The organism is Pseudomonas sp. 3-2 (assembly GCF_019710535.1).
In the GTDB taxonomy this organism is placed as follows: Bacteria; Pseudomonadota; Gammaproteobacteria; order Pseudomonadales; family Pseudomonadaceae; genus Aquipseudomonas; species Aquipseudomonas pharyngis.
On sequence record NZ_CP081200.1, the window covers coordinates 2,722,174 to 2,728,850 of the forward strand.

Annotated in this window: 1 protein-coding gene; it reads left to right on the forward strand. The window is 63.7% G+C overall.

The window, feature by feature from the left end; all coding sequences use genetic code 11:
• Positions 1-210: 210 nt before the first annotated feature.
• Positions 211-6,621 (forward strand): non-ribosomal peptide synthetase, encoded by a 6,411-nt coding sequence (locus K3819_RS12425; protein WP_221399413.1) that lies wholly within the window; start codon positions 211-213, stop codon positions 6,619-6,621.
• The last annotated feature ends 56 nt before the right edge of the window (positions 6,622-6,677 follow it).

Sequence of the window (6,677 nt, forward strand, 5' to 3'; positions counted from 1 at the left end):
TTGCGGGGCGCTAGCGGGTAGTCGAGTGTGGCGATTGTCCTACAGGATTTTCAGTCATTTCTTTCCGAACTTTTAGGGGATTAGCTGACTTCTCAGGCCCTGTTGGTTCGCACAACTGTACAAAGTGGGGAGTGTTGTCCGGGTTTTACGTGTCACGCGGGTTTCGGGGCCGATGCTTGAATACGCGCCAAATCACGTGAGATGGATCTTATGAACCAATTTGCTGCCGACGCGGCGGACGGTCTGTCCGCGATTTCCGAGGCCTTCCCGCTGACCGCTGCGCAGCGCGACATCTGGCTCGATCAATTGCGTCAGGGAAATTCGCCGATGTACAACATCGGTGGCTATGTCGAACTGACCGGGCCGCTGGATCCGGTGCTGATGCAGGCGGCGCTTGAAGGTCTCGTGGCCCGGCATGACGCGATGCGCACCAGCCTGCTGCCGGGGGCCGGCGAGGATGGGCTGCCGTTGCAGCGTTTTGCCCGTTCCATGCCGGTGCCGATGCCGGTGCACGATTTACGCAGCCAACCCGATCCATACGCCGCAGCGCGTCAACTGACGCAGGAAAACATCGAGCAACTGTTTACGCTGGATGGCGGGCCGTTGTTCCGGTTTCGTCTGCTCTGGCTCGATGACAACTGCCATTGGCTGTCACTCCAGGCCCACCACCTGATCGTCGATGGCTGGGGTTTCGGCGAGATGCTCAAATCCCTCGACGAGATCTACAACGCGCTGGCGCTCGGGCAATTGCCGCCCGATTCGGCGCCGTCCTATGTCGATTTCATCCGTGACGATGCGCGGTATTTTCAGTCCGACCGCTACGCCCGCGACCGGGCGTATTGGCTGGACAAATACCAGCATCGTCCCGAACCGCTGTTGCTGCCGCGCTATCAGGAACGCTTTGCCGGCGCTGCGGCACCGACGCGGATTTTCTCGCAGGTGTTTCCGGCTCGCTTGCACGAACGCATGAAACAGGTGGCCCGGGAGTACGGCGCATCGGCGTTTCATGTGCTGCTGGCAGCGATCCATGTGTATTTCAGCCGCAGCGCCCAGCGTGACGAATGGGTGGTGGGCGTGCCGCTGCTCAACCGCTCCGGCGCCCGGTTCAAATCGACCCTGGGGCTGTTCACCCAGGTCAGCGCGGTGCGCATGGGGTTTGGCCGCGAGTTGTCATTCAAGACGCTGGTCAAGGCGATTCACGACGAGTTGAAAAAAGACTTTCGCCATCAGCGTTTTCCCTTGAGCGAAATGAACCGTGCCCTCAGCTTGCTGCGCGAGGATCGCTCGCAGTTGTTCGAAGTGACCGTGTCCTATGAGCGCGATGCACATGAATACCGCTACGGCGAGGCGCAGGGACGGGTGGTCAAAGTGTCGAACCACGAAGAGGGCACGCCGTTGTCGGTGCACCTGCTGAGCAGCCGTGGTGACTACGAGGACAGTTTGTACATGGTGTACAACGAGGCCTACTTTGACGCCGATGAAATCGCGGCGCTGAGCGGCCGCTTGCTGTGGGTGCTGGAGCAGGGGCTTGAAGACCCGGCGCTGATGGTGGGTGATTTCAGCCTGAGCCTGCCGGCCGAATCGGCGCTCTTGCAGCAGTGGAACGACACACGCGCGCAATACCCTCAAAACCTGACCATCCACCAGCGCATCGAAGCGCAAGTGGCGATACGCCCGGATGCGGTAGCGGTCGAACTTCAGGGACAGCGGCTGACCTATGCCGAGCTGAACCGACAGGCCAACGCCCTGGCCCATCATTTGATCGGGCTCGGCGTACGACCCGACGCCCGCGTGGCGCTGGTCGCGCGCCGAGGGCTGGACACGCTGGTCGCGCTGCTGGCGATTCTCAAGTCCGGCGCCGGTTATGTGCCGGTCGATCCGGCTCATCCTGCGGAACGGCTGAGCTATTTATTGCGCGACAGTGCTCCGGCCGTGGTCCTGACCCGGCACGATCTGCGCGAACGTTTGCCGGTGTTCGACGTGCCGGTGATTGAAATCGACACGCGCGGCTGGCCGATCAACGATCTCAACCCCGACGTTTCGGGTCTGACCACTGCACATCTGGCCTACGTGATCTACACCTCTGGCTCCACCGGCCAGCCCAAGGGCGTGATGGTCGAGCATCACACGTTATCGAATCTGGTCGACTGGCATTGCGCGGCCTTCGATCTGTGTGCCGGTCGCCACACTTCGAGCCTCGCGGGATTTGGGTTCGACGCCATGGCCTGGGAAGTCTGGCCCGCGCTGTGTGCCGGCGCGACCCTGCACCTGGCGCCATCCCGTGACGGCGGCGAAGACATCGACGCGCTGCTCGACTGGTGGCGCGCGCAGCCGCTGGACGTGAGTTTCCTGCCGACCCCGATTGCCGAGTACGCCTTCAGCCGCCACCTCGAACACCCGACCTTGCGCACACTGCTGATCGGCGGCGATCGCCTGCGCCAGTTCAATCGCCAGCAGACGTTCGCGGTGGTCAACAACTATGGCCCGACCGAAGCGACAGTGGTCGCCACCTCGGGCCGAATCGAACCGGGCCGGACGCTGCACATCGGCAAACCCGTGAGCAATGCCACGGCCTATCTGCTGGATGACCGACAACGCCCGGTGCCGATTGGCGTGGCCGGTGAACTGTACGTCGGAGGCGCCGGGGTGGCGCGGGGTTACTTCAACCGTCCGGAGCTGACCGCCGAACGCTTTCTCGACGATCCTTTCAGCCGCCAGCCCAACGCCCGGATGTACCGCACCGGCGACCTCGCACGCTGGCGCCCGGACGGCACCCTCGAGTACCTGGGCCGCAACGACGATCAGGTGAAAATCCGTGGCGTGCGCATCGAGCCCGGTGAAATCGAAGCCGCGTTGAGCAGCCACGAATCGGTGCGCGATGCGGTGGTGCAGGTGCGCGACGGGCAGTTGCTGGCCTGGTTCACCGAACGCCAGCCGCTGGATATCACACAGCTGCATGCTCACCTCAAGACCCGTCTGCCCAGCGCGATGCTGCCATCGGCCTATGTGCGTTTGACGGCGTTGCCGCTGACGGCCAACGGCAAGCTGGATCGCCAGGCGTTGCCGGCGCCGGGGCCGGAGGCGTTGATCCGCCGTGAATATGAACCCCCGCAAGGCGATGTCGAAATCCTCCTGGCGCAGATCTGGGCCGACGTACTGCAAGTCGAAAAGGTCGGGCGTCACGATCACTTCTTCGAACTCGGCGGGCACTCGTTGCTGGCGGTCAACCTGATCGAGCGCATGCGTCAGCTCGGCATGAGCAGCGATGTACGCGTGCTGTTCGGCCAGCCGACCCTGGCGGCACTGGCCGCGTCAGTGGGCAGTGGCCGCGAGGTCGAAGTGCCGGCCAACCGCATTCCGCCAGGTTGCACGCAGATCACCCCGGACCTGTTGCCGCTGGTAGAACTGGATCAGGCCACCCTCTACCGGATCATCGCCACGGTGCCAGGCGGGGCGGCCAACGTGCAGGATATTTATCCGCTGGCGCCGTTGCAGGAAGGCATCCTTTATCACCACATCACCGCCGCGCAGGGCGATCCGTACCTGCTGCAATCGCAGCTGGCGTTCGACAGTGTCGAACGGGTCGAGGCCTATGCGGCGGCGCTGCGTCAGGTCATGGCGCGCCACGACATCCTGCGCACTGCGGTGGTCTGGGAAGGCTTGACCACTCCGGTTCAGGTGGTCTGGCGCGAAGCCGAACTGCCGGTGCAGGAAATCACCCTCGATCCGGCCGAGGGCGATGTCCTCACTCAATTGCACGAGCGCTTCGATGCTCGTCGCTATCGCATCGACGTCAGTCAGGCGCCGCTGATCCGGCTGATGTATGCCCGCGACCCGGCTCATGGGCGGATCGTGGCAATTCTGTTGTTCCATCATCTGGCGCTGGATCACATCGCGCTGGAAGTCCTGCGCCATGAAATGCGCGCCAACCTGTTGGGGCACGGCGAACCGCTGCCGCCAGCGGTGCCGTATCGCAATTACGTGGCCCAGACCCGGCTCGGTGTCAGCGAGCAGGAACATGAAGCGTTCTTCCGCGAGATGCTCGCCGATATCGACGAGCCGACTTTGCCGTTCGGCTTGCAGGATGTGCTGGGCGACGGGCGCGGCATCGATGAAGCCGTACGCACGCTTGCGCCGGAACTGGATCGGCGTTTGCGTGTTCAGGCGCGGCAGGCCGGCGTCAGCGTGGCCAGCCTGATTCACCTGGCTTGGGCCCAGGTGCTGGCGGCGACCTCGGGGCAGGAACATGTGGTGTTCGGCAGCGTTTTCATGGGCCGCATGCAGGGCGGCGAGGGCGCGGACCGGGCGCTCGGGGTGTTCATCAACACCTTGCCATTGCGGGTGGACATGGACCGTGGCGCGCGCGATGCGGTGCTGCTCACCCACGCCCGATTGACCGACTTGCTCGGGCACGAACATGCGTCGCTGGCGCTGGCCCAGCGTTGCAGCGGTGTCGCGTCACCGGCGCCGCTGTTCAGTGCGTTGCTCAACTATCGGCACACCGACCTTGAGGCGCAGGAATCGGCGTCGGACCCAGCCTGGCAAGGCATTCAGACCCTGGAAAATGAAGAGCGCACCAACTACCCGCTGACCCTGAGCGTCGATGATTTGGGCAGCGCCTTGCAGATCACCACGCGGACCCTGATGAGCATCGGTGCTCAACGTATCGGCGACTACGTGCAGACCGCGTTGCAGGCACTGGTCGATGCCCTGGAGCAGACTCCGCAACAGCCGCTGAATCGCTTGTCGATCCTGCCGACGGCGGAGCTAGAACAACTGCTGGTCGAGTTCAATGCCAGCGAAGTCGATTGTCCGCTCGATCAGCCGCTTCAGGTGTTGTTCGAGCAACAAGTACAGCGCAGACCCGACGCCATCGCATTGCAGGCTGGCGAGCAACAACTGACCTATCGCCAGCTGAACGAACAGGCCAACCGTCTGGCGCATCATCTACGCGAGCACGGCGTGCAACCCGATTTGCGGGTGGCGATCTGTGTCGAACGCAGCCTGGATCTGGTGATCGGCTTGCTCGGTATTCTCAAAGCGGGCGGTGCGTATGTGCCACTGGACCCGGACTATCCGCTGGATCGCCTGCATTACATGTTGCAGGACAGCGCGCCGGTTGCGGTGCTGGTGCATGACGCCACCCGCAATCTGTTGGGCGATCCGGGTGTGCCGGTCATCGATTTCGACCGCTGCACCTGGCAGGGCGCATCGACTGAAAACCTGCAAATACCGGGTTTGAGCGCTTCAAACCTGGCCTACATGATCTACACCTCGGGCTCCACCGGCACGCCGAAAGGCGTGATGATCGAGCACCGAAGCGCCTGCAACATGGTGCACTGGGGCTCGCAGATCAGCCCGCCGACCGAGCATGGTGCGCTGCTGCAGAAGGCGCCGTTCAGCTTCGACAGTTCGGTGTGGGAGATTTTCTGGCCGCTGTGTTGCGGCCTGCGGCTGGTGCTGGCGCGTCCCGATGGCAATCGCGATTCGGCCTATGTGACCCAGGTGATTCGCGAACGGCAGATCACCGTGGTCAAGTTCGTGCCGGCGCTGCTGCAACAGTTCATCGAACAGGACGATGTCAGCCAGTGCACCAGCCTGACCGACGTGCTCAACGGTGGCGGTGAGCTGACCGCCGTACTGGCCCGGCGCGTCCGCGAGCGCCTGCCGTGGGTGCGTCTGCACAATGTCTATGGCCCGACCGAAACCACCGTCGACAGCACCGGCTGGACGCTGGAGCCGGGTCAACCGGTGCCGGAGGCCGTGGTGCCAATCGGCAAGGCTTTGAGTAACACTCGGCTCTACGTTTTGGACGCCCACGATCAACCGGTGCCATTCGGTGTCAGCGGCCACCTGCACATCGGCGGGGCCGGGGTCGCGCGGGGTTATCTGGGGTTGCCGGAGATGCAGGCCGAACGCTTCATCGACAGCCCGTTCGTGGCCGGTGATCGCCTGTATCGCACCGGCGATCTGGTGCGCTACCGGGCGGACGGCAACCTCGAATTCCTCGGTCGCAACGACTTCCAGATCAAGCTGCGCGGCCTGCGTCTGGAACCGGGGGAAATCGAAGCACGGCTGATCGAGCATCCCGCCGTGCGTGAAGCGGTGGTGCTGGTGCGGGACGAGCGGCTGGTGGCGTATTTCACCGTGCGCGAAGGCTTTGCTGCACCAGCTATCGAAACCTTGCGTGCCCATGTGCTCGAGCGTTTGCCGGAGTACATGGCGCCGGGCGCCTATGTAAAACTCGACGCATTACCCCTGACCCCGAACGACAAGGTCGACCGCAAAGCCTTGCCGGCACCTGGGGCTGAGGCGGTGCTCAGTCGCCGCTACGAGGCGCCCGAGGGCGAAGTCGAAATCCGGCTGGCGCAGATCTGGGCCGAAGTGCTGCAACTGGAGCAGGTCGGGCGCAACGATCACTTCTTTGAGCTGGGTGGGCATTCGTTGCTGGCGGTCAGTCTGGTGGCGCGCATGCGTCAGGCCGGGCTACACGTCGATGCGCGAACGCTGTTCAGCCAGCCGACTCTGGCCGCGCTGGCGGCGCAAACCTCGGACCAGGCAAAACAGGTGGAAGTCCCACCAACCACCATACCGACGCTCAACCGCAAACGCCGGCTCTGAGCCGACACCGGCGTCGATTCGCGGTTCCCGCGGATCGACGCCATGACTGGCCGGTC

Excerpts from the sequence above, each read along its gene's own strand:
- K3819_RS12425 (WP_221399413.1), top strand. The coding sequence starts at position 211 with ATGAACCAATTTGCTGCCGACGCGGCGGACGGTCTGTCCGCGATTTCC.